At 39.4% G+C, this 24,181-nt stretch carries 24 protein-coding genes and 2 pseudogenes; 20 read left to right on the top strand and 6 right to left on the bottom strand.

Translation table 11 applies throughout. From position 1 onward, the window contains the following. The first annotated feature begins 10 nt into the window (after nt 1-10). From ACFX4L_RS17820 to ACFX4L_RS17760, 13 genes and pseudogenes are all read left to right on the top strand, one after another. The gene (locus ACFX4L_RS17820; protein ID WP_377405763.1) at nt 11-772 is read left to right on the top strand and encodes a hypothetical protein; all 762 of its coding nucleotides are present in this window, start codon (nt 11-13) and stop codon (nt 770-772) included. A 214-nt stretch (nt 773-986) separates the two neighbouring features. Then, nucleotides 987-1,598, top strand: a complete 612-nt coding sequence (locus tag ACFX4L_RS17815; protein WP_377383416.1) for a TetR/AcrR family transcriptional regulator — start codon at nt 987-989, stop codon at nt 1,596-1,598. 61 nt (nt 1,599-1,659) lie between these two features. Further along, the gene (locus ACFX4L_RS17810; RefSeq protein WP_284470859.1) at nt 1,660-2,802 is read left to right on the top strand and encodes an acyl-CoA dehydrogenase family protein; all 1,143 of its coding nucleotides are present in this window, start codon (nt 1,660-1,662) and stop codon (nt 2,800-2,802) included. 122 nt (nt 2,803-2,924) lie between these two features. After that, the gene (locus tag ACFX4L_RS17805; RefSeq protein ID WP_284472073.1) at nt 2,925-4,562 is read left to right on the top strand and encodes an AMP-binding protein; all 1,638 of its coding nucleotides are present in this window, start codon (nt 2,925-2,927) and stop codon (nt 4,560-4,562) included. A 12-nt stretch (nt 4,563-4,574) separates the two neighbouring features. Next, on the top strand, nt 4,575-5,924 hold the full coding sequence (locus ACFX4L_RS17800; protein ID WP_377405761.1) for an acetyl-CoA carboxylase biotin carboxylase subunit: 1,350 nt from the start codon (nt 4,575-4,577) through the stop codon (nt 5,922-5,924). 39 nt (nt 5,925-5,963) lie between these two features. Continuing rightward, nucleotides 5,964-6,176: an acetyl-CoA carboxylase biotin carboxyl carrier protein subunit gene (locus ACFX4L_RS17795; RefSeq protein ID WP_089363871.1), complete on the top strand. Its 213-nt coding sequence runs from the start codon at nt 5,964-5,966 to the stop codon at nt 6,174-6,176. A 17-nt stretch (nt 6,177-6,193) separates the two neighbouring features. Next, nucleotides 6,194-7,093 carry a hydroxymethylglutaryl-CoA lyase gene (locus tag ACFX4L_RS17790; protein WP_377405759.1) on the top strand — a complete coding sequence of 300 codons (900 nt, stop codon included), beginning with the start codon at nt 6,194-6,196 and terminating at the stop codon, nt 7,091-7,093. Between the two features lie 19 nt (nt 7,094-7,112). Further along, nucleotides 7,113-7,895, top strand: a complete 783-nt coding sequence (locus ACFX4L_RS17785; protein WP_061463064.1) for an enoyl-CoA hydratase — start codon at nt 7,113-7,115, stop codon at nt 7,893-7,895. 23 nt (nt 7,896-7,918) lie between these two features. Then, nucleotides 7,919-9,448 (top strand): acyl-CoA carboxylase subunit beta, encoded by a 1,530-nt coding sequence (locus ACFX4L_RS17780; RefSeq protein WP_167555981.1) that lies wholly within the window; start codon nt 7,919-7,921, stop codon nt 9,446-9,448. 193 nt (nt 9,449-9,641) lie between these two features. Then, the gene (locus ACFX4L_RS17775) at nt 9,642-10,406 is read left to right on the top strand and encodes an NUDIX domain-containing protein (RefSeq protein ID WP_089363868.1); all 765 of its coding nucleotides are present in this window, start codon (nt 9,642-9,644) and stop codon (nt 10,404-10,406) included. Between the two features lie 15 nt (nt 10,407-10,421). Then, nucleotides 10,422-10,841: pseudogene (locus ACFX4L_RS17770) on the top strand (cysteine hydrolase family protein); the annotation flags it as partial. An 873-nt stretch (nt 10,842-11,714) separates the two neighbouring features. Next, complete coding sequence (locus tag ACFX4L_RS17765) at nt 11,715-12,443, top strand: DNA-methyltransferase (RefSeq protein ID WP_377405757.1); 729 nt, start codon at nt 11,715-11,717, stop codon at nt 12,441-12,443. 602 nt (nt 12,444-13,045) lie between these two features. Then, the gene (locus ACFX4L_RS17760; RefSeq protein WP_377383316.1) at nt 13,046-13,243 is read left to right on the top strand and encodes an IDEAL domain-containing protein; all 198 of its coding nucleotides are present in this window, start codon (nt 13,046-13,048) and stop codon (nt 13,241-13,243) included. 512 nt (nt 13,244-13,755) lie between these two features. Here ACFX4L_RS17760 and ACFX4L_RS17755 read toward each other — a convergent pair. The 4 genes from ACFX4L_RS17755 to ACFX4L_RS17740 all read right to left on the bottom strand — a co-directional run bounded on the left by ACFX4L_RS17755 (nt 13,756) and on the right by ACFX4L_RS17740 (nt 15,045). Continuing rightward, on the bottom strand, nt 13,756-14,085 hold the full coding sequence (locus ACFX4L_RS17755) for a phage tail tip lysozyme (RefSeq protein ID WP_377383318.1): 330 nt from the start codon (nt 14,083-14,085) through the stop codon (nt 13,756-13,758). Nucleotides 14,086-14,134: 49 nt separating this feature from the next. Continuing rightward, nucleotides 14,135-14,221 (bottom strand): phage tail tip lysozyme, encoded by an 87-nt coding sequence (locus ACFX4L_RS17750; RefSeq protein ID WP_377405769.1) that lies wholly within the window; start codon nt 14,219-14,221, stop codon nt 14,135-14,137. 23 nt (nt 14,222-14,244) lie between these two features. After that, the gene (locus ACFX4L_RS17745; protein WP_377383320.1) at nt 14,245-14,538 is read right to left on the bottom strand and encodes a hypothetical protein; all 294 of its coding nucleotides are present in this window, start codon (nt 14,536-14,538) and stop codon (nt 14,245-14,247) included. Between the two features lie 303 nt (nt 14,539-14,841). After that, nucleotides 14,842-15,045 carry an alpha/beta-type small acid-soluble spore protein gene (locus tag ACFX4L_RS17740; RefSeq protein WP_214750194.1) on the bottom strand — a complete coding sequence of 68 codons (204 nt, stop codon included), beginning with the start codon at nt 15,043-15,045 and terminating at the stop codon, nt 14,842-14,844. A 101-nt stretch (nt 15,046-15,146) separates the two neighbouring features. Here ACFX4L_RS17740 and ACFX4L_RS17735 point away from each other — a divergent pair, with 101 nt between their 5' ends. From ACFX4L_RS17735 to ACFX4L_RS17720, 4 genes are all read left to right on the top strand, one after another. Continuing rightward, nucleotides 15,147-15,365 (top strand): hypothetical protein, encoded by a 219-nt coding sequence (locus tag ACFX4L_RS17735; RefSeq protein ID WP_377405755.1) that lies wholly within the window; start codon nt 15,147-15,149, stop codon nt 15,363-15,365. A gap of 241 nt (nt 15,366-15,606) precedes the next feature. Beyond that, nucleotides 15,607-17,181, top strand: a complete 1,575-nt coding sequence (locus ACFX4L_RS17730) for a spore germination protein (protein WP_377383420.1) — start codon at nt 15,607-15,609, stop codon at nt 17,179-17,181. A gap of 10 nt (nt 17,182-17,191) precedes the next feature. Then, nucleotides 17,192-18,292, top strand: a complete 1,101-nt coding sequence (locus ACFX4L_RS17725; RefSeq protein WP_377383323.1) for a GerAB/ArcD/ProY family transporter — start codon at nt 17,192-17,194, stop codon at nt 18,290-18,292. Further along, nucleotides 18,289-19,398, top strand: coding sequence for a Ger(x)C family spore germination protein (locus ACFX4L_RS17720; protein ID WP_377383325.1), 1,110 nt, complete (start codon nt 18,289-18,291; stop codon nt 19,396-19,398). Before ACFX4L_RS17725 ends, ACFX4L_RS17720 begins: the two co-directional genes overlap by 4 nt. Nucleotides 19,399-19,566: 168 nt before the next feature. Here the strand turns inward: ACFX4L_RS17720 and ACFX4L_RS17715 are convergent. Then, nucleotides 19,567-19,791: pseudogene (locus ACFX4L_RS17715) on the bottom strand (DDE-type integrase/transposase/recombinase); the annotation flags it as partial. Between the two features lie 545 nt (nt 19,792-20,336). After that, nucleotides 20,337-21,653, bottom strand: a complete 1,317-nt coding sequence (locus ACFX4L_RS17710) for an MFS transporter (RefSeq protein ID WP_377405753.1) — start codon at nt 21,651-21,653, stop codon at nt 20,337-20,339. Nucleotides 21,654-21,986: 333 nt separating this feature from the next. Here ACFX4L_RS17710 and ACFX4L_RS17705 point away from each other — a divergent pair, with 333 nt between their 5' ends. The 3 genes from ACFX4L_RS17705 (at nt 21,987) to ACFX4L_RS17695 (ending at nt 24,167) form a co-directional block, all read left to right on the top strand. Beyond that, the gene (locus ACFX4L_RS17705; protein WP_377383328.1) at nt 21,987-22,502 is read left to right on the top strand and encodes an IclR family transcriptional regulator; all 516 of its coding nucleotides are present in this window, start codon (nt 21,987-21,989) and stop codon (nt 22,500-22,502) included. Between the two features lie 341 nt (nt 22,503-22,843). After that, nucleotides 22,844-23,509: a CoA transferase subunit A gene (locus tag ACFX4L_RS17700; RefSeq protein ID WP_377405751.1), complete on the top strand. Its 666-nt coding sequence runs from the start codon at nt 22,844-22,846 to the stop codon at nt 23,507-23,509. 4 nt (nt 23,510-23,513) lie between these two features. Continuing rightward, entirely contained in the window at nt 23,514-24,167 is a 654-nt protein-coding gene (locus ACFX4L_RS17695) for a 3-oxoacid CoA-transferase subunit B (RefSeq protein ID WP_377383332.1), read from the top strand. Nucleotides 24,168-24,181 lie beyond the last annotated feature (14 nt).

Here is a 24,181-nt window from a genome sequence, read left to right as displayed (position 1 = left end):
GGTTATCACTATGAAAATGTTAGATCTGCTAAAATATGCGGTTTTAGTCATCTCACTCTTTTTGAGCTATCAAGCGGTTGAAGCACATGATAAAAATTTTCAGGTCGATGGCACCTATATTTCAACAAAAAGAGATGTAACAGGTGACCAGAAAATAGACATCATCCAGGTTCAGGGTTTGCCATATGAGGAAGGAAGCAAGTTCCTGAAGAAAATTGAGTTAAGTGTGGAAAGCAATCGCCGTACAATCAGCGTCCCGCTTGAAGCTGGATATAATCCAGACCTCAAGGTTGCCGACTTGAATGATGATGGGGTCCAGGATGTATTGGTCACGGTTTTGATGGAAGGTGGAGAGCGGTTGATAACCAGTTATGCCTATACGTTCAAGGATGGAAAAGCGAAGGAACTGGAAATCCCTCCACCCGTTCCTGTAATGGCCCAATTTCTTGACGGATACAAAGCGGAAATCATTATAGAAGGTCAAAAGCCTGTGGTGATAGATGTCAGTTCCAGAAAACAAGCTTATGATGAAATGGGCATTTATCTAAATGGAAAACTAAATGAACCGACAGAGCTTTTGGTTGATCCCTACTCTTCACTGGACCTCAAGACCGTTTTGGGAAAAGGAAAGGGGTTTATAGGGATCCAACATGTGAAAGGTTCCGATGAACGTGATTCGATCCTGGAAATCAAATCGGTATGGAAGTATAACAATGGATGGCAGCTTGTAAAAGCCCAGGTTAAGCCAGTCAGGGCGAAGAATAATAAATAGTCAAGTGTGAATGGTAAATTGTTCAGACATATTAAATAAAGCAGGTTGACAGCTCTTGGTCATGAGGGCTGTTTTTTGTTTATATTTAAAATTGACAATTTTTAAATATTTGGTAAAATCTAAATAAATCCAGTTTATACATAATCAAACTTTCTTGCTGGGTTAAATGTAAGCGGATACAAGGGGGTGCAGACTTACGGAGTTAAAAGAAAAAATAATCGAAACATCGTTGACACTCTTCGAACAGCATGGTTTTCATGGTGTCTCCGTTAACGAAATCGTCAAGGCATGCGGGACTAGCAAGGGTGGATTTTATCACCATTTCTCGTCCAAAGATGAGCTTTTATTTGTCATTCATGATTACTTTATTTCATATGTTTTAACTAAAGCACAGGAAGCCATTTCAGCAAGTACCCATCCAACAGAAAAAATGCAAAAGATCATTCAATCTTTCGTTAAAGTTTTTGACCTCTATAAACCACACATCTCAGTTTTCTATCAAGAAAGCATTTACTTAAAACCACCTTATGTAGAAGCAATCAAAAAAAAACGTCAAATATATAAAGAAATTATTTTTTCCGTCATCAAAGAAGGCATTGACAAGGGAGTGTTCCGCAGCGAATTACCGGTTGAAATTACCGGGATGTCGATTCTGGGCATGGTGAACTGGTCCTACAAATGGTACAAAAGGGACGGCGGAAAAACCATAAATGAAATTGGTGATATTTACGTAGATTTAATTCTACAGGCACTATTGACGAATAAACAAAAAGAAGAGGAAATAACCCGGCCATTTTTACTGAAAAACCAATTGGTTGTGGATTAAACAGTAAAACCTGAATTGTACAGACCAACTAGTCGGTCTTAATAGAAAGGGGAATGAACAAATGGATTTCTCACTTACGAAAGAACAACAGATGATTAAGGAAATGGTTAGGGAATTTGCTGAAAAGGAAATTAAACCAATTGCCATAGAATTGGATGCAAAGTCCATGTTTGCGGAAGATGCATTCAAAAAAATGGGGAAACTCGGGTTGCTTGGAATTCCGTTCCCTGAAGAATATGGCGGCTCGGGTGGAGATACGATTTCGTATGCCATTGCAGTTGAAGAGGTTGGCAAGGCATGCGGAGGAACCGGCTTAAGCTATGCAGCAGCCGTTTCACTTGGAGCAAGCCCAATTTACTATTTTGGAACCGAAGAACAGAAGCAAAAATATTTGGTTCCAATCACGACCGGTGAAACTTTGGCAGCTTTCGGGTTGACAGAGCCTAATGCGGGTTCGGATGCTGGCGGTACGAAAACAACTGCCGTATTAGAAGGTGATGAATATGTGATTAACGGCGAGAAAACATGGATAACAAATGCCAGCTATTCAAGAACCATTACCGTTACCGCTGTATCGGGCAAAGATTCCAGGGGCAAGAACATCATCTCCGCATTCATCGTGCCAACGGATACCCATGGGCTTACGATCAATAGCAATTATGAAAAAATGGGAGTTCGGGCTTCCAATACGTGTGAAATCATTCTGGATAATGTCCGGGTGCCAAAGGGGAATTTATTGGGAGATCCAGACAAAGGGTTCAAACAATTCTTATTCACGCTTGATGGAGGAAGGATTTCCATTGCAGCTTTGGCCGTCGGTATCGCTCAGGCTGCCTTTGACAGAGCTTTAGCTTTTTCTAAAGAGCGCATTCAATTCGGTAAAACCATATCAAATTTCCAGGCCATTCAATTCAAGCTGGCAGACATGGCGATGGAAATCGAATTGGCGAGGAATATGGTATATAAGGCTGCATGGTTAAAAGACAATAAAAAACCTTTTGCAAAGGAAGCGGCATACGCCAAGCTTTTTGCAAGTGAGACCGCGTTCAGGGCCAGCAATCAAGCGATTCAAATACATGGCGGTTCTGGATACATGCGTGAATATGAAGTGGAACGCTATTTAAGAGATGCTAAGTTATTGGAAATCGGGGAAGGCACATCCGAAATTCAAAGGATCGTAATCGCCAGACAATTAGGCTGTTAATCTTTTCGGAACGAAGATGAACAATGATGCTTGGGTTCAATCAGATGGGAAGCAGATGTTATCCATACAGCAAAAAGCGTTCATTCTTACTTTTATTTGATAGGAGGAGTTTGATGTCCGATTTGCTAGATGTTACTATCGGAAAACTGCTTGAAAAGACAGCTGAACAATATGGTGATAATGAAGCGGTGGTTTACCATGAACTTGGCCTTCGTCATTCGTATCGCGAATTTGAAAAGATTTGCCGAAAGGCGGCCCGGGGGTTCATGGCACTCGATATTAAAAAAGGGGAACATATCGCCATCTGGGCGTCCAATAAACCAGAATGGCTTATATCCCAATTTTCGACAGCGAAAATGGGCGGGGTGCTGGTAACGGTCAATACCAATTACCGTACAAGTGAACTGGAATACCTGCTTAAGCAATCGGATTCGACGACGATAATCGTGATGGAACAATATAAGGATCATTCCTATATAGATACGTTGTATGAAATTGTACCTGAATTGAAAAATGCCGAACCAGGAAAATTACAATCTGAGAAACTGCCAAAATTGAAAAATATCATCGTTTTGGGTGAAACGCGTTATCCTGGCACGTTTTCGTGGGATGAAGTCATTAGCGGGAGCGAATCCGTTTCGGAAGAGTTGCTGGACCTGAGGATGGGGGAATTGTCTTCCAGTGATGTGATCAATATGCAATATACATCTGGGACGACAGGATTTCCAAAAGGAGTGATGTTGACGCATTCAAACTTGGTCAACAACGGCTTGAATGTTGCGGAATGCATGAAGCTTACAAAGGATGACCGGCTTTGCATCCCCGTTCCGTTTTTTCATTGTTTCGGCTGTTCCCTTGGTACGATGGCCTCTGTTACTGTAGGGGCAACGATGGTGCCTATTGTGGAATTTAATCCACGTGTAGTCCTACAGACCGTTGAAGCAGAAAAATGTACGGGGCTCCACGGTGTACCTACGATGTTCATCGCCGAACTTAATCTCGATGACTTCGACCAGTATGATTTACGTTCGTTACGGACTGGAATCATGGCAGGCTCCACGTGCCCGATCGAAGTCATGAAAAGCGTGGTGAATAAGATGGGGATCTCTGAAATTACGATTACTTATGGTCAAACGGAATCATCTCCAGGAATTACGATGACAAGAACGGACGACCCAATCGAACTTCGTGTTTCCTCAGTGGGAAGAGCATTGCCGAAAGTGGAAGTGAAAATTATCGATCCGGCAACTGGAGTAGAGGTCCCACGGGGCAAACAGGGGGAACTCTGTTCAAGAGGATACCATGTAATGAAGGGGTATTATAATAACCCGGAAGCAACTGAACAGGCGATTGACCGGGAAGGCTGGCTACATACGGGAGATTTAGCGGTGATGGACGAGAATGGTTATTGCATGATAACAGGCAGGTTGAAAGATATGATCATTCGCGGGGGGGAAAATATTTATCCCCGTGAGATAGAAGAATTCCTCTATCAACATCCTGCAATTGTCGATGTCCAGGTACTCGGTGTCCCAGATCGGAAGTATGGGGAAGAGGTAGCGGCATGGATCATTTTGAAACCGGGAGAAAACCTTACGGAGAAAGAACTGACAGAATATTGCAAAGGGAAGATATCATTTCATAAAATTCCCCGTTACATTCAATTTACCGATGCATATCCAATGACTGCATCCGGAAAGATCCAAAAGTATAGGCTTAGGCAACAAACTCTTGACCTACTATCGGAACGCACCAAATAAGGAGGATACCGAATGATTCGAAAAATTCTTATCGCAAATAGAGGAGAAATAGCATCACGTATTATTCGTACATGCAAGAAGTTGGGAATACTTACTGTCGCCGTCCATTCGGAAGCAGATTCGGATTCGCAATTTGTGGAATTGGCAGATGAGGCATATTTATTGGGGGGCCCGAGAGTACAGGAAAGCTATTTAAACGTCAATAAGATTTTGGAAATCGCTAAAGAAACCGGAGTGGAAGCCATTCATCCTGGTTACGGATTTCTTAGTGAAAATGCAGATTTCGCACGTTCATGCGAAGAAGCAGGCTTGATATTCATTGGTCCCAAACCAGAGGTCATCCAGCAGATGGGCAATAAAGTCGAAGCACGGAAAAAGATGGAGCAAGCGGGACTTCCATTGGTGCCAGGATTTTCACGTCCATTAATAGATAGCGCAGAAGCGGCAGCCGTTGCCGAAAGGATTGGATATCCAGTCATGTTAAAAGCAGCAGCAGGCGGCGGGGGAATCGGCATGCAGGCCGTTGCTAATGAAGAGGAACTTTACAAAGCCTTCGAAGGGAATCAAAAACGTGCTCAATTGTTTTTTGGCAATGGAGATATGTTCATAGAAAAATTGATTGAGAAGCCTCGTCATATCGAAATTCAGGTATTGGCGGATTCCTTTGGGAATGCTGTTTACTTATGGGAAAGGGAATGCTCCGTTCAAAGGCGCCACCAGAAGGTCGTGGAAGAGGCTCCCTCTTCTTTCCTTGACGAAGAAACAAGAAACAGGATGGGAATGGCTGCTGTGAAAGCGGTAAAATCCATTGGTTATAGCAATGCAGGTACCCTCGAATTTTTAGTTGATGCGGATAAAAATTTTTATTTCCTGGAAATGAATACACGCCTACAAGTTGAGCATCCTGTCACCGAAGAAATTACGGGACTGGATTTAGTCGAACAGCAAATTAAAATTGCATCGGGCAACAAACTGGAATTCACTCAAGCAGAGATTAAAAAGGATGGACATTCCATTGAAGTGCGAATATATGCTGAAGATCCGAAAACCTTCTATCCAGCACCGGGGAAAATCACCAGCATGGAACTTCCGGAAGGTGAAGGGATCCGTCATGAATTGGCGGTTCATGGAACTTCCGTCGTATCCCACTTTTATGATCCGATGATCGCCAAATTGGTAGTGAGCGGCGATTCGAGGAATAAAACGATCAAGAGATTAATAGAAGCGCTGGCAAACTATAAAATAGAAGGAATTAAAACAAACCTTCCTTTGCTGATGGAAATAATTTCTCATGAAGCTTTTTCCCAAGGAGATACGACTACGGATTTCATTGCGAAATATATTAAAAAATTGACTGTATAACGCATATTTTAAAAACATAATGATCAGGAGGAATGTAAGATGGCAGAATTAAAGGCAAGCATGGCAGGAAGCGTTTGGAAAATCGTAGCGAGCGAGGGGCAAAGTGTTACCGACGGACAGGACATCATTATCTTGGAATCCATGAAAATGGAAATCCCCATTGCAGCTGAGGAAGCTGGCACCATCAAAGAACTTAAAGTGAATGAAGGGGATTTTGTAAATGAAGGCGACATATTGGCCGTCATTGAATAAAGGGACGGAGGGGTAAGATGAACTGGCCTGAAAAAGTGACAATTAAGGAAGTTGGACCGCGTGATGGGCTGCAAAATGAAAAGGTCATTATACCTACGCAAAGCAAAATGGATTGGATCGATCAGCTCTCTGATACAGGATTATCTTATATAGAGGTGACTTCTTTCGTACATCCAAAATGGATTCCCCAATTGAGTGATGCGGCCCTTGTGGCTAAGGGAATAAAGCGCAATCCCGGGACCACATATGCGGCCCTTGTACCCAATCAAAGGGGTCTGGAATCGGCTCTTGAAGCCAATATCGATGAAATTTCCGTGTTCATGTCATCCAGTGAAACCCATAATCTTAAAAATATCAATAAATCGATTTCCGATACCTTTCCAATAATGAAGGATGTCATCGGGACTGCAGCAAAAAGCGGGAAAACGGTTAGGGGCTATGTTTCAACCGTTTTCGGCTGTCCTTATGAAGGGGAGGTTTCGTCCGAACAGGTTTTCCGTGTTTGTGATCAACTATTTGACTACGGAATCAGTGAGGTCTCATTGGGTGATACCATTGGGGTCGCGTCACCAATACAGGTTGCCTTGTTCCTTGAACAGGCTGTAAAAAGATATGATATAAGCCGAATTGCCCTCCATTTTCATGATACAAGTGGCATGGCACTCGCAAATGTACTCCAATCACTGGAATATGGAGTGGACACTTTCGACTCTTCTCTCGGTGGTTTGGGAGGATGCCCATATGCACCAGGTGCGAGCGGCAATGTGGCTACGGATGACCTGATTCATATGCTACATAAAATGGGAATTCACACGGGAATCAATCAAGAAAAACTAATGAAGGCTGCGTCCATGATGCAAAGCTTTTTGGAAAAACCATTGCCTAGCCATCAGATGGCTGTATATAACGCGCAATAAGTTGAATTGAGGTGAAACGATGACTTCATTAGTAGAGATCAGTCATGATGCCAAGGGAATTGCCATCGTGACTTTGAATCGGCCGGATGCTGCCAATGCATTATCCACCGAATTGCTTCATTGCTTATTCGAAGGGCTGGATGAACTGAAAAGAGAGTCCAATTTACGAACCGTCATTTTAACGGGAGCTGGGGAAAAGGCGTTTTGTGCAGGTGCGGATCTTAAGGAACGGGCTGGGATGAATGATGATAAAGTCAAGGAGACAGTCAAACTGATTGGTGACACGATTACGGCTGTAGAAAACCTTCCAGTCCCAGTAATCGCTGCAATTAACGGCCCGGCTTTTGGAGGAGGGCTGGAGCTGGCGCTGGCCTGTGACATACGAATCGCATCGGAAACGGCAAAGATGGGACTGACAGAAACGGCATTAGGAATCATCCCAGGCGCCGGCGGTACTCAACGCCTGCCCCGTATAGTCGGAATGTCAACGGCGAAAGAACTGATTTATACGGCGAAGAGATTGGACGCAAAAGCGGCACTTGCCATGAAAATCATCAGTCATGTATATCCACCACAACAATTACTTGAGGAAGCGAAAAAACTGGCTGGGGAAATTGCGGTCAATGCCCCATTAGCACTCAGGGCAGCAAAAGCGGCTATCAATCAAGGGGCTGATACTAACTTGAAAACAGGATTGCAAATTGAAAAAGACTGCTATCAGACAACTTTAAAAACCCGTGACCGACTGGAGGGTCTGTCAGCATTCAAGGAAAAGCGCAAACCGGTATTTACGGGTCGATGATTTCAATTGAAGGAGGAACATGGATGGTAACGACGGATAAACTAACCGAAACGGTTGAAACGATTAAAAAAGGCGGTTTAGAAAAATATCATCAAAAAAATGCTGAAAAAGGAAAGCTTTTCGTACGTGAACGGTTAGAGCTGCTTTTTGATGAAGGGGTTGAAATAGAAGACGCTTTCTTTGCAAATTGTGCCAGTGATGGTCTTCCCGCAGATGGTGTGGTTACAGGTATAGGAAAAATCAATGGTCAGAGGGTCTGTGTCATGGCCAATGATTCGACCGTAAAAGCAGGTTCCTGGGGAGCAAGGACCGTCGAGAAAATCATTCGCATTCAGGAAACAGCTGATAAGTTGCAGTTGCCCCTCCTTTATTTAGTCGATTCTGCCGGTGCTCGAATTACGGATCAAGTAGAAATGTTTCCGGGACGCCGCGGTGCAGGACGAATCTTTTACAACCAAGTAAAGTTATCGGGAAAAGTTCCGCAAATTTGTCTATTGTTCGGACCATCTGCAGCGGGAGGGGCATATATCCCAGCTTTCTGCGATATTGTCGTAATGGTTGACGGTAATGCATCGATGTATTTAGGATCACCGAGAATGGCAGAAATGGTCATTGGCGAAAAGGTTAGCGAAGAGGAAATGGGCGGGGCGAAAATGCATTGTTCTGTTTCAGGATGCGGGGATGTGCTTGTTAAGTCAGAAGAAGAATCCATCGCGTTTGCACGCCGATACTTAAGCTATTTTCCAGGAAATTATCAAGAAAAGCCTAAAGCCAAAAAGCCTGAGCTGCCAGCTGAATTCGAAAAAACATTAGAAGAGCTGATTCCAAAAAACCAGAATGCAGCCTTTAATATGTACGACCTGATCGATAGGATTATAGACAGGCAATCGTTTTGTGAAATCAAGAAGCTATTTGCCCCCGAATTGATTACCGGGCTTGCAAGGCTAAATGGACAGACGATTGGGATCATAGCCAATCAGCCGCGTGTCAAGGGAGGCGTCCTTTTCCATGATTCAGCCGATAAGGCGGCCAAGTTCATCAATTTATGTGATGCTTTCCATATACCGCTGTTGTTCCTGGTGGATATTCCAGGATTCATGATTGGAACGAAGGTCGAACAGGCAGGCATCATTCGCCATGGTGCGAAAATGATTTCGGCCATGAGTGAAGCCACGGTCCCCAAGATTTCTGTCATTGTCCGAAAAGCTTATGGTGCTGGACTCTACGCGATGGCTGGTCCCGCTTTTGAACCGGACTGCGTACTTGCCTTACCGACGGCATTGATTGCGGTCATGGGGGCAGAAGCTGCGGTCAATGCAGTCTATGCCAATAAAATCAATGCGATGGAAGCGGAGGATCGCCCAGCATTCATCGAACAGAAGCGCAATGAATATAATGAAGACATTGATATCTACCGCTTAGCCTCCGAGATGATTGTTGATGGCATCATCCAGCCAAATGACCTGCGTGATGAATTGAGCGCCCGGTTTGAAGCATATAGCAGTAAACAATTGACATTTACCGATCGTAAACATGGAGTCTATCCAGTCTAATGAATTCAAGAAACAAGTCCGGTCATCATGACCGGGCTATTTATCATGTATGAAAATAAAATGATTTTTCAAATAATAAGAAAAATTTTCTTATTTAGAGTTGCTAAATCACATAAGGAAGAGTACTATAATTAGTAATTATTGATTTACTAATTACTCAATTCATACTTAGTGAAAGAAAGTGAGCGTTGCCATGGTTCAGCAGGAAAAAAAGAAATATATAACTCCAGATGGATACACAGCAGACATTGCGATCTTTACTATTACTTCGCAGAAAACGGCAGAGAAAGCGCCGCCTGAAATGTTTTTAAAGCTATTGTTAATCAAACGTGCGACGAAAGATAAGGAAGGACACCCAAATGTTGAAGGAGATAAATGGGCATTGCCTGGAGGCTTTGTAAATGCTAGGGAGACTGCTTATGAAGCAGCTAAACGGGAATTAAAAGAAGAAACGGGCGTAGCTGGATTCCATGTCAAGCATTTCGGTGTTTATGACCGCCCAGGGCGCGATCCCAGGGGATGGATCATATCCAATGCTTTTTACGCCATTGTCCAGGAAGATTTTCTCAATCAAAGAAAAGCGAATGACGATGCAGCTGAGGTTGAATTGTTCACGATACAGGAAGCGTTACAATTAGAGCTTGCATTTGATCATCATACAATCATTAACGACGCGATGAACTTACTGAAAAAAGAAATGGTGCAAACGACGATAGCCCAAAAATTCCTGCCGGATGAATTTACACTTTCTGAACTGCAACGGGTGTTGCTGATAGCTAGAGATGATGCAAAAATCAGCGCGGATTCACTTTTTTATGCAAAAGCCCCTAAACTCCCCTTCTTGGAGAAAGTCTTGGATGAAAAGGGTATCCAGAAGAAAACAAAACGGAATTCGTATCGGCCTTCACAACTTTACCGATTTAATGCAGAGATTGTCATGGACTCTATTTATTATTAAGGGGGAATAGGTGAAATGGATAAAAAGGCATTGATCAATATCGATTATACGTATGACTTCGTGGCAGACGGGGGTTCATTGACCTGCGGGAAGCCAGGACAGGATATCGAGAAGGCACTAGTCAGGATAACCAAGGAGTTTATCAAACAAGGGGAATACACGGTCTTCGCGATTGATTTACATGAAAATGGAGACCGCTTACATCCTGAATCGAATTTGTTCCCACCGCATAATATTAGCGGTACAATGGGTAGAGACCTATATGGGACTTTAAAAGAAGAATATGAAACAAATAAAAATCAAAAGAATGTTCATTTTCATTATATAGATGAAACGCGTTATTCGGCATTTGCAGGAACGGACCTTGATATCCGCCTAAGGGAACGTCACATTACCGATGTTTATTTAGTCGGGGTTTGTACAGATATCTGCTTATGAATACTAGGAATCGGATATTTGTTCAAACCCTTATATAGTAGGGGTTTTCAGGGTGTATACTTCAATAAAAATTTATTAGGATTTGAAGTTATATCGTTAGTAATAAATGACTCATAACAGACCCTGTTTTCTACTACAACACGGGCACCTAAAAAATCCATGTTGTAGTAGTAGTAGTAGTAGTAGTAGTAGTGGGATATCAGTAGTATACGTTACCGAAAGGAATTGTACATAAATTTATTGTAGTTAGAGAGAATATGGTTCCTAAGCGGCAATGGTAAACACTTCGATCCAAGCTTTAGATTAAGTTCTTATAAAGTATTACAATCACTATAACATTAGGGGATGCTGGAATATTAAAAAAGACAGATGATGATAAGTTTAGGTTTTTTTCAAAAGTTTCTAAATGATACATTCATCTCGCCACGTTCTATTCCACCAATATATGGATATTGAATTTCAGTTATACGCTAATTGTTCTTGCTCACCCTTTAAACATGAAAATGAAAGATGCTATCTCAAAGATTTATTAGTGAACCCCTAAAAATTATGTCCACAATAATTATCCGGACTCCAAATCTATTAAAACATACTGAATACGTTCTACATTTAATATCCATACTTTATTCCCAAAAGGGATACATTATAGATTAAGCTGCCATTTAATGGTGGCTTTTTCATTTTAATTTTTTTAGAGAAAAGTTATAGACTTAAAACCCCCTATAAAGGCTTTTTTTGTGACGTTTATGGAAAAAATAATTAATTTTTTAAAAAGATCAAGTCTCCCCTTGTTTTTTATTAGACAAATTGAATTTAATTCAAACACCTTAGGCAACTAAGAGAATTAAATTAAGTTTGGGGATAAATAAAATGACTGTAAGTAAATCAGCAGGAGAATTGAAATTAATAAATGGCGATGTCTTTAATGAAATAAAAAAAATTGAAAGTAATTCTATTCATTTAATCTGTACGGATCCGCCATATTTTATTTCTAGAAAGACGAATTTTAAAAGTGGCGGCGATGACCAAAAAAAATATGGCTCAATTTCAATGGAATTTGGTGAATGGGATTTAGAAGAGAATAGTTTAAATTGGTTTTCCCTATTACAAGAATTTAAAAGAGTACTAGTTCCAGGTGGAACAATGGTTATCTTTTACGATATTTTTAAAATAACTGATATATCAAAAGTTGCAGATAAGCTGAAGTTGAAACAAAAAAGAATAGGAATTTGGGAAAAAACGAATCCTGTCCCCATTAATGCGAAAGTCAATTATTTGTCAAACTCAAGGGAATATTTTATTTCCTATACTAAAGGCACAAAAAGAACGTTTAATTCCTATTATGATAGGGCTTCTTATGAAGCACCTATAGTTAGTGGAAAAGTGAGATTTCACCCTTGTCAAAAGCCAGTTGATGTTCTCGAAAAAATAATTGCAACTCATTCTAATAAAGGTGAAACAGTATTAGATTGTTTTATGGGTTCAGGGTCAACAGGACAAGCTGCTATAAATCTAAATCGGAGCTTTATTGGTTTCGAATTAGATAATACCTACTTCACCAAAGTTTCTAGGGCTTTGCATAAAGCTTTCACAACCTGATGATCTTTCATCAGGTTACTTTATGGAGATTAGCAAGAATATAAAAAAGGTATCCTTTCCGATGCTATGTATTATGAGAAAAGTATAATAAAGACAGCTATAGACAAGTCCAATATTCATTGCCGTCATCTTTTTTTATGTTAGAAGCCTCCATTCCACGTGATGTAGGAGGCAGTGGCCTTTGATTATCGCCTTCCCTTTCAGATTATTGCTGGAGCTTACAAATTTGGGTCTGTCATTAAACGCCCACATTGGTCTCCTGAAGAATGTATCGCCTGAACCGAAAACTATCTGTGATTTCCGGTTTTTTCTTATTGAACTACCATGAAAATAGACTTCTGGAATTTAGGGGAAAAGGCAATACTTAAGAAGACGCAGCACATTGTTTTTTAAAAAAGGGGATAACACATAGCGTGTAAGTAATTTTGAACCCCACCGCAAAATATATAAAAATCTTGTTACACCTGTTTTTTCACTTATATTTTTCACTGACTCATTTTCATTGAGCAAACGGATTATTTAATTGGAACTACTTGGCTAATTATTTGAATAATCTGAAAATTTTTGGTATAATAAAAAAAAGGTCAAGGAGTTGGTTTCCTATGGAAAAGAATTTGGCTAATACAACACCACAACCTGAAATAAACGTCAAGGATTCTGAATTTGCTGAAATGGTGATAAAGAAAGCCCTTCTTAATTTCCGAAAAGAGCAAATCCGAAAAGAGATTGACCAGTCATTACAGGATCAAAACAAAGAAGAATTCCTACGATTAACAGAGGAATTGAAAAACATTTCTTAAAATGTTGTTTATAAAATGAACTTAACATATTTGTAACTTTAAAAAGTACGCCAAAACGCCAATCCCATATCTATAAGGGATTGGCGTTTATTTGATTTTTATCGATTAAGCACGATATTATAAATAATTTATTATTTGTTCCAAAAAACTCGTAAGTAAGGGGACACTCATGAAGGTCTGAAAAAACCTTGGAAGAGTGCCCTAGTTGTTTTTTAGTGAATTCTTTAAGTTTGATGAAGCTTTTGTCAATTGCGTACGTATCTTTATCGTTTTAGTCCTTGTTTCTCGGTAATGCTTTGTCTAATTCTAAAAACTCGGTAGCACCCAAGTGTGGGCCCAATCCATTGAATATAGGCTGGACTGCCTCAATCGGTTATTCTAATTTGACCACCTAATAAAGGTTAATATTGGTAATGTCTTTTTAATCCACTTGATCAATTATCTTTTTGATGATACTGGATATGTTGGACTATTAACCCATTTTAAGAGCGGGAAGCAACAGTCCTTATCCTTTATACCCTTGCTCTAGCAAATCGCTTGTAAATTTCATGAGCATATGCATAGCGGCAATTAATAAGTGCAGTTCCAGCCAATTCAAATGCCTTCAGAAAAACTCTAACTGCATATTCTATGTCCTTTGTGTGTTTCAATTTTTCCATACTATAACCTTTTTGACGCATTAAATTCTGCATCCAACGCTCATTCCATTCTTTCAAAATATATTCAAGTTGAAAGTTTAAATCCCACTGACGACCATGAGCTTTTGCTTCCAATATACCCCAACGCCCTCCCCCATGTTTACTACAATGTTTGGTTTCCCACTGAGCAAGTCCCCCTTCCACATAAACTCCAATCTTCCTTATTTCGTTTATTACGTTGTATTGCCCTCGGCTACATATGAGACTCCTGCTCTAAGTTACCCATGATACCTGCGGTTGCTTCCTCTGAAAATCCATTTCGTCTAAAGAAGTTCCAGATTATTTGATGGTTAGGTTTCCACTCTATCTTATAGGCATCAGGACAATGGTATGGTCTGTTCTGGTAGTGTTGGTCTGTCCCCTTAATTGATGATAGAGTTTATTATTCCCATAAATTTCAGATTCGGTGACAAAAAACTCTTCATCAGATATCCATTCCTCACTATAAATTTCAGTAGCAGAATCAATAGACCAGCCGTTATTTTGGATACACCAGTAATCTCCAGCAGTAATTTTTAAAACATTTGGATACTCACTTGGCTTAGGTAGCTGAATAAAAAGATAAGTCTCGTTCTTTTCAGGAAGATACTTTCTCAACACCCCACACTCAAAGAAAGTCAGGGAATACGTGCTTTACATCAATAAGGGAGGTTGTTGAAGCAATGATTAGACTCTATTTTTGAGTTTAGATTTTCGTAGAAGATGGTGGCGGCGAGGAGCGCCGCCATAGGAGTTTCTTATGGAACTAAAGGGGCAGGATAGCTCTACAAGCACAGTATATTCATACTGCGACATAGCAAAATAACAGCTACTGATGTTTCTGTTTCTTTTTTTTGAAGTTTGTAAAATTATAAATAGGGATAGTCCAATCACTATCCCTAACATTACATATGATTTCGATTAACGAGTTCTTCCGCCTAATTGTTGTTCAGCCATTTGCACTAAACGTTTTGTAATTTCTCCACCAACAGATCCGTTTGCACGAGATGTTGTATCAGCGCCAAGTGTAACACCGAATTCACTAGAGATTTCGTATTTCATTTGTTCTAGAGCTTGTTCTGCACCATTAACTACTAATTGATTACTGTTGTTATTTCTAGCCATGTTGTCAGCTCCTATGAATGTAATGTGTTGCTAGTCATAGGTTTTGATAATGTTAAGAGTTATATACTATAGAATTTAAAATAAATTAAGGCAGTGATTAAGTGAAATTAAAACTCATCTGTAGCTCTAGAAGGGAAGAGCACAGGAAAACATTGAAGCCACCGGGTTGCAAGGTGACAACAGATGCTTTTGCAATCATTTTAATCCCGCCAAAAATGATGACAGCCGTAACGATAGCCTGGATGATTGCCGTAGCCTATTTTTCGATTCCAAACGATTCATTGAACGCACTTGTAATCGTGTTGGCTTGTACCAAATAGTAATTCAATCCCTATCCTTTTTGAAGGTGAGGATATTTTATGCTTACTCATAGAAGAAGAGATGCTCTTCTTTAGTAGGATGCACCTATTTCTATTACTTCATTTTGAAGTTTTTAAAGTTAAACTCCATTTTTTAAAAATATAATTAAACGTTTATTTTAATTCTGGCGTACGTTTTACTTGCCTCCGTCATAATCTAATTTTTTTTACAGCATAGAGTATATTTCTTCTTATGCGAGAAATGATAAATCTGAGAGAAAGGGGGGCGTTTCATATTTTTTTCTCCGGTTTATTTAAAAGGAAACGTTATTCAAAATACCAGCAAACAAACCAAAATGTTTATTCAGAAACACTTAGTTCGATAGATCATTATCCGCTGTATCCTGATTTATCGATGAATATACAAGTACTTCAGCAGATGTTTCACCATGCTCCGGATTTGGTGATTCGCCACTTCGAATTCGCCGGAAAGGGAACAAAGGCAGCTTTAGTATTCGTAGATGGTTTAACAGATAAAAATTCAATAAGCAATAACGTTCTAAGTGCCGTGATGCAATCCTCTTTCGACCCAAAGAAGGGATTGCCTACAACTGTAGGGGATGTTGAAGACGTCCATTCATGGAAATCCGTTGAAAATGCACTTTTTGCAGGTGACAGCGCCTTATTCATCCAAGGGGAAACGAAAGCGTTTCTTTTGGATACAAAAGGATGGCCTCAAAGAGCGATTGAAGATCCGAAGTTAGAAACATCACTGAAAGGTGCCCACCAGGGATTTGTAGAGACCGGAAGTCAGAATGTAGCAATGTTGCGAAGGTATATTCCTAACCGAGAATTGATCATAAAGGAACTTACAGTCGGTGTTCGCGGAAAGTCAAAGGTCTTTATCGTTTATTTGGGGGATGTTGCTAGTGAAGAAGTACTGCAGGAACTTGAAGACAGAATCAAACAAATTCAAATGGACGTGATAATTAATACTGGTGAACTATCTGAACTCATTGAAGATAACCCATATTCCCCGTTTCCTCAGTTTATATTAACCGAGAGGCCGGACGCAGCAGCTTCACAAATTCTTCAAGGTCGATTTGCCGTTATCGTCGATCGTTCGCCATCTGTTTTAATTGCTCCGGTAACATTAATGGCATTTCTTCAGAGTGTTGATGATTACAGCACACGCTGGTTAGCTGCATCATTGATACGGTTGCTGCGCTTTTTCGCTTTTATGATCACATTATTTCTACCTTCAACATATGTAGCCATTATATCCTATAATTACGAAGTCATTCCTTTAAAGCTTTTTTTATCCATAGCCGAATCACGGGTGGTGGTGCCCTTTCCGCCAATCATAGAAGCACTCCTGATGGAGGTTACCATTGAAATGATGAGAGAAGCAGGCGTTCGTCTTCCGGCTCCAATAGGCCAAACGGTTGGAATTGTGGGAGGAATTGTAATCGGACAGGCAGCTGTTCAGGCAGGTATAGTAAGCAATATTATGGTGATTGTCGTTTCTGCAACCGCAATCGGCTCATTTATCATTCCAAGTTATGACATGGGGACGGCTATCCGAATGCTGCGATTTCCCATGATGTTATTAGCAGTCATGTTTGGAAGTACCGGAATCATGATTGGTGCCATGACGTTGATTGCCCATTTAATTAGTCTTGAATCGCTGGGAACTCCGTATGCAAGCCCATTAGCTCCTTTCCGGTTTGCTGATATGAAGGACTCATTTATTCGTTTTCCTTTATGGAAAATGATTACACGACCAAAAAGTGTAAGGACCATTCAATCCAGTCGTCAGGGAAAGCCTAAAAGATAAGGTGAGGAAAATGAAAAAATACACTCATAATGAAATCACCATCCTGCAATATATTTTTTTAATTGTTGGGACCCAGATGGGAGTCGGTTTTTTGTCGCTTCCTAAAGTTGTTGCCGAAAAGGCTGGAACAGACGGCTGGATGGGCCTCATCATTGGTTGGATATTAAGCGTTGCTGCCAGTATTATTATGGTGAAAACGGCTGAGAAGTACCCAAACGACACGCTTTACGATCTTCTTATCCGATTTTTTGGAAAAATACTGGGTAAAGTTGCTATTTTCATTATTCTTGGATACACTTTATGCTTTTCTTTGATCATATTTATTAACACTTTTCTTTATATAAAAGCATGGTTTCTTCCCAAAACACCTGACTACTTAATTGTGTTGTTATTTTCAATCCCGGTATTATTTATAGTCAGGAATGGTCTCCGTGTGATTGGAAGATATAATGAATTGATTTTCTATATGACGATGTGGATCCCGTTAATTTTTTTGATTCCATTAAAAGATGGAAGTTTCTTGAATTTACTTCCATTGTTTAAAGTTGGTTGGAAGTCAATTTCAGCTACCGTGCCGCCGGTCATTTATTCGTTCCTAGGGTTTGAACTTGTCTTTTTCTTTTATCCTTTCTTAAAGAAAAAGCAATATGCCATTCATGGAATTATTATTGCCAACACCCTATCGATGTTCTTTTATCTCTTTTTAACCATTAGCTGTTTTGTGTTCTTTAGTCCGGATAGCATTACAAGTTTTAATCAGCCTGTCCTTAGTATGCTCAAAGTGATTGAATTCCGGTTTATTGAACGTCTTGACGTGGTTATATTGAATATTTTGATCCTTTTTTCCTCAAGAGCCTGGATCTTGTACATGTACTGTACGGTCTTTAGTTTCAGTCAATTAATGAATAAGCAGGATCATAGTTTATATGTGCCCGTTTTGTTAGGTTTACTTGTCGTGAGCACATTTTTTTTTCAACCAACATGGATGCAAGTAACAACCTGGCAAAAATGGCTTTCGAATGCCGGGATTGCGGTAGCATATGTGTTTCCCGTTTTTTTATGGATTTACAGTTTGGGATATGAGAGATTTTCACGGAGGAGATTTTCATGAGCCGAAAAATAGGATTGTGTCTTTTAATCCTTGTAATGATACTCTCTGGGTGTATGGATGCTACACCAATAGAGGAAGTTAGCGTCTCACTTATTTTAGGCCTCGATTTAGATGAAGAGGATAATTTATTAGTATATATGTCAAGCCCGATATTTAGTAAAGAGGCAAAAGATAAGGAAGAAGTGTATGAAGTTAAATCATATACCCTCCGACATTCAAGAGAAAAATTTGATGCGAGGGTAATAGGATTAACATCAGGAAGTAAAACGCAATTGTTTTTGGTGGGAAAACGACTGCTTAAAAAGAAGGATTGGTTTGACTATCTCGATCCTTTCTTCAGAGATCCTAAAAATACAGTAACCGCACGTGTTGTCGCTGTAGATGGATCTGTTGCAGATGTTATTTTCAATAAACCAACAGATAAACCGCGACTATCTCTATATTTAACAAGTTTAATTGATGCTGCCGCCAAGAGGAATATTGTGAAAGACACGACCCTCCAGGATTTTCACAGACAAATGAAGGACAAAGGGAGAACGGCGTGGATCACCCAAATCAAAAAGAAAAAAAGAATCGAGCTAACAGGCTCCGCACTGCTAGCTCAGTCCGGCCAGTATAAAATAACAATAACACCTGAAGAAAATCAATTATTAAATGTTTTAGAAGGTAAACAAAAAGGTGATTATTCCATAACTATTCCAGTTTCTATGGAATCCGCCAGTAAGGGCAAACCATACATCAGCTTCTCCATTTCAGATTTGAAAGTAAAGAAGAAAGTAAAGTTCAATGGACGCTTTGTATTTGATATAAATGTAGATTTACAAATCTCGCTATCCGAACAACTCTTTCCATTCGATGTCCGAAAAGATTATGCAAAGCTTGAAAAAAGCATTACAAATGAGCTTGAGAATGAAACCAATCAATTAATTCAAAAAATACAAAAGTCTCAAATTGATCCATTAGGGCTTGGTCTGTATGCAAGAGCCTACACTTATCAAGAGTGGAAAAAAGTACAAGAAGAATGGGGGAACACTCTGGCAAAATCAAAAATAAACATACATGTAAAAACAAAAATTAAGGGCATGGGATCAACGAATTATCAATAGGACAAAAGCTTTCATAATGGGGATGCTGAGAACTGATTCCTGTTAAAGATTCTGAAGAACGTTCTGTTTTTGAATTTTCTTTGGCATTATCGGAAAGACATAAAAAGGTTCTGGTGCAAATATGACCTGTTAGAAACGTAGAATATCAATATCCTTTTCATCTATGAATTATGAGGCCACTCCAAATAATTTATGTATAAATTCAATCTCACTTTGGACAGACTTCACCCCTTGTTGAAGTTGTCCTTTTTTCAGCATATGCATCACCTCCACTCCAGAGATGATTTATTTGACTGTTCGAAATGTTTTTAATCCTAGCATAGAACGGACTCACTTCTTTATAAAGCGATGATCCTGCTCCACTATGTTATTCAAGTATTTCTGTTGTTGCACCAGAACCAAACTTTGTATGTAACCAATTTAAATAAAATTAGTTGTAGAGAACAAATAACAAGGGGCGTTGAAAAAATATATCCTTTAGGAGAATATTCCAGAGTTGTTAATGACATTAAGAGAAAAGAATATCGAGAAAATCCTGATTTACCGATTACATTTGGCAAAAATGGCCCTGGTACAATACCGGGACCATTTATTAGCCGCTTAGGCACTTTTTTATACTGTCCGTAAAATGGGGCACAGTTCAAAAGTAAGGGGTTGAAAGAATTAGTTTCTAAAAACCTTAGATTCTATGAAATCTACGGTCTTAAACACCCTTAATGTTAACTTCCGTGCAATTGTAGTTGGAGACCCTATTACATTTGAAAATAATGTTTTGTTGGAATTTCAAAACTATTCCTGTTGATGCGTCAATATCAACATTAAATCTTAATTTACTATAGCAATTTCGTAATTGGGGTCCTGGTAACAACCTTGTAATGTTGTCGGTCTCAAATCTGCTTCCTTGTGTTGCTGCTGTCACGAGTACAGTTCACCCCATATTACTGATTAATGGCATTTTTCTCTATATCCTCATCTCCACTTACGAGATTTAATCCTTTTTGTTTCAGCGATAGGATAACCGCACAAGCAAGAATCGCGAATGCACCAATTACGAACATTCCGTTTGAAAGGGCTAACTGTCCGAAAATCATTGGGCCAAAAAAGCCTCCTAAACTAGCAAATGCATTAACCGTTGCAATGCCGGCTGGTGCGGTAGATTCTGTAAAGAACAGTGTCATAAATGAGAAGAAAGAACCTACAAATCCATACAATCCAATCGCAGTAAAGGAAATCATTACAATCATCATCGTTGCACTATTGGCAAACCCACACGCAATAAAACCTGCAGCGGCAATAAGGAAGCTTGCAATCAAATGTTTCCTATGCTCATTTCTTTTATCAGAACTCCATCCAAAGAGTAACATCGAGGGGATCCCGATAAGTGCCGGTATAATCGTTAACCAGCCAATTTCCATATTGCTTGAACTAGTGGCAAATAATTTAATGATACTCGGAAGCCAAAAACCAAGACCGTATATCGCTGAATAATTCGCAAAGTAAATGAAAGCTAATTTCCAAACCTTCGAATCTTTAAACATTTCTAATTTTGATACTTTATTTACCGCAAGGCTTTCTTTTCTTTCCCTATCCAGTTCATTTTCTAGCCAATTTTTTTCTTCATCTGTCAACCACTTAGCATCTTTCGGACGATTACTCAAGTAAAATAGCGTAACAATCCCTAAAATAACGGCTGGAGATCCTTCAAGAATAAACATCCATCTCCAGCCAGCCATCCCATTCCATGCAATGTTATCCATAATCCAAGTTGATAATGGGGCCCCTATGATCGTACCAATCGGCAAGGCTAGCACTAAAGATGCGGAAGCACGCCCTCTTTCTTTACTTCGAAACCAATATGTGAAATATAAAATAATTCCTGGGAAAAAGCCTGCTTCAGCAACTCCGAGAAAAAAACGAGTAATATACAAATGTGTACCTGATTGTACAAATGCTGTTAAAATCGCTATGATGCCCCATGTAATCATAATTCGGGCAATCCAGATTTTCGCACCGACTTTGTGCATGATCATATTGCTCGGTATTTCAAATAAGAAATATCCAAGAAAGAAAATACCTGACAATAAACCAAAAGCTTCTGCGGATAACGCCAGATCTGCATTCATTTCCAAAGCTGCAAAGCCTAAATTTACGCGGTCCAAATAAGCAATGACATAACATATAAAGGTGAATGGTAAAATATGAATCATTGTTTTTTTGATTGTTGTACTCTCAATCGATTGATTGATTGAATTCATTTTATAAAATCCCTCCTAAAATAAATAATCAACTTTACGCTCTACAAATATTTAACAAATTGCTTTGGTGGATATACTCACAGGTTTGACAGCCTTTCCCCTATCACAAATCGGTGAGCGTTTCTAGTCAGTTTCTCCTTCATTTCAAATCTAAGTAAATTCCAAGGGGTCCTACCACATCGCCATCAAGAACTAACAAAACTTCTGCTTTAGAAAATACCTTTGCTAGTAGGGGGCATATTCTTTCTTTTGCAATTCTCCCTTAAATGTAAACGCTAACATTTTTAGATAGGCTAAAGATTTAATAACTTCTCTACGGTTTTAATAAAAGATTTGGACCTATATAATGCATCTGCGTCAATTCTGTTTTCACTGGCTAAAAAGGCGAATGAGGCAGCATCAATCTGCATTTTATATGACAATCAAACTTTTTATGTTAATACAGTAGATTCTGATCGCCCTGTTTATCACGGATTGACGTACTCAGGGAAATCTCATCCCATCTTAAGTACAAGCGCAGGAAAAGTGTTAATTTCCGATAAACCGGAAGACGAAATAGAGGAAATTATTTCCACGGGAGCGTCATTCAATAAAGCAGCTACGCTTCAGTATGATTTAACGGAATTATTGCAGGTTCAGGAAAAGGGGTACGCGATTAGTTATAACAACTTTTCCTCTGGAATAACATCAATTGCTGTACCTGTAAAAAATGAAGGCGGAGACATTATAGCTGCCATTGAATTAATTGGTCCTGAGCAACGTATACAGCCATCATCCGTTCATAAATATGTAAAAATGATGATGGAAGCTGCGATTGAATTGGAAAAATCCTTCTACAAGAAATATTAATAAAGAAGAATTATTGGAAAAGTTTACGGGCTGCCCGAAAAATCAAAACAACTTTTCCATGTCCGGCACCTTTAATCATTCACCGCGTTAATCCTTAGTAATAAAAAGCAATGAAGAAAGGTTAGTGATTAGGACTGTTTCTTATAAGAAACAGTCCTTCTTTGGATGAAAAAAGATACCTTTTCACTATAATCTGAAAGACCTAGAAAATATTTTTGATTGATTATTCTAAATAATAAGTAAATTACAACATAGAAGAATAGTAAGCTTCAAAATGAAAAAATATGGTGATATTATTCGAAATAGCAAGTGGAAAAGCGCTTACATTTGGAGGGGATAAAATGAAAAAGGTTATTGATACAAGTGAAGTAAGAAATTTAGTTAAAAGTGGTGATAAGTTACTAGTCGGTGGATTTGGCTTATCTGGAAGCCCTTTAACGATTATAAATGAGCTATTAGAAACTGATATTAGTGACTTAACAGTTGTAAGCAACAATTTAGGTGAAGATAGTCTGGGATTGCATAAATTATTCGTTCAAGGAAAAATCAAGAAGATAATTGGCTCATTTTTCACAACGAATAAGCCGGCCGTCACTGCTTGGCAAAAGGGGGAGTTAGAGATTGATTTAATTCCTCAAGGGACACTTGCAGAAGCGATTAGAGCGGGCGGTGCTGGAATTGGTGGTTTCTACACGAAAACAGCTGTAGGAACAGGGCTTGGAGCAGGTAAAGAAGAGCGTGAAATTGACGGGGAGCGCTATATTTTTGAAAAGGCCATTAAGGGTGATGTTTCTCTTGTAAGGGCTGCAAAAGCGGATAAACTAGGGAATTTAATTTACCATACGACGGCGAGAAACTTTAACCCGATGGTTGCAACGGCGGGAAAAGTTGTCATCGCTGAGGTTGATGAAATCGTCGAAGTTGGAGAATTAGATCCTGAATATATTGTGACACCACATGCTTACGTAGATTACATCATTGAAAGCAAATTTGTAAAAAAGGGATGAACATATGTTGAGTCAAGATAAAAGACATTTAATTGCCAAACGCATTTCAGAAGAATTGGAAGAAGGACAAGTTGTTAATCTAGGGATTGGTATCCCCACATTAGTTACACAATATTTAGGTGATAAAGAGGTTTATTTACAGTCAGAAAATGGATTGCTTGGCATAGGGCCACCTCCTGAAGAAGAGAATCTTGATATCGATTTAATTAATGCGGGTAAAGAGCCAGTGACTTATTTAAAAGGGGCGTCTTTTTTTAGTAGTGCTGATTCTTTTGCGCTCATTCGCGGGGGGCATGTGGATGTTGCAATTTTAGGTGTACTACAGGTCGACGTATATGGAGAAATTGCCAACTGGGCAGTACCAAATCAACCGATTTTGGGCGTTGGCGGAGCAATGGATTTAGTGACAGGTGCTAAGAAAGTAATTATCGCTGCAACTTTATTTAATAAAAAGGGAGAGTCTAAGCTTGTCCAAAACTTAACGTATAAAACGAGTGGGATTAGACGAGTGGACTTATTCATTTCCGATTATGCAGTATTTGAATTTACTGAAGATGGTGTCAAAGTTGTTGAAATAATTGAGGACATCACAATTGAAGTGTTAAGTGAGAAAGTTGGCTTCGACTTAGAGTACTTGAGCACTGTTCCAATGGTTTGACTGAAGAAGAAAAA

The organism is Peribacillus sp. YIM B13482, assembly GCF_042787975.1.
Classification (GTDB): domain Bacteria; phylum Bacillota; class Bacilli; order Bacillales; family DSM-1321; genus Peribacillus; species Peribacillus simplex_A.
This window is presented reverse-complemented; position numbering and strand designations above follow the sequence as displayed.